At 35.2% G+C, this 446-nt stretch carries 1 pseudogene; it reads right to left on the bottom strand.

Going from position 1 to position 446, the window contains the following annotated elements:
• Positions 1–190, bottom strand: a pseudogene (locus M3226_RS31635) (IS5/IS1182 family transposase); the annotation flags it as partial.
• Between the last annotated feature and the right edge of the window lie 256 nt (positions 191–446).

Here is a 446-nt window from a genome sequence, read left to right as displayed (position 1 = left end):
TATCTGCTCCAACATTTTTAATATCTAATTCAAACTTGTCTTGAATAACCTTTAGTCTTTCAACGAAGGGCTCGCAATCATTTATGTTTCCCGGGCTAGGATGAATATCTACAATAATTCCGTTTTTAGTATCAATACTGGTGTGAGCTAAGTAGTGGGGACCAGTTGGCTTTCCAGGACGACATAACACACCAGCGTCAGAATCCGTTTTTACAACTGAGATTGTTTCAGTAGATGGACCTTTTGGCTTTCGTCCCCGTTTTTTCGTTCCAGTTTCTTTCCTTTTTTCCTCTAATTCTTCTTCAATTTTCTTCGATCTTGTAAACAGTCACTTTATTTCCTCTAAAATGCGAAGAATTTTTTCAAATTTCTCCAGATTAAATACTATACTTTCCTGGATTAATATGCTAAATTTTCTGCATATTATGAGAGGGAAGTTTTTTTAT

The sequence above is a fragment of the Neobacillus cucumis genome (assembly GCF_023715505.1).
Note: the sequence above shows the minus strand (reverse complement) of the source record. Positions and strands in the feature narration are given on the sequence as shown.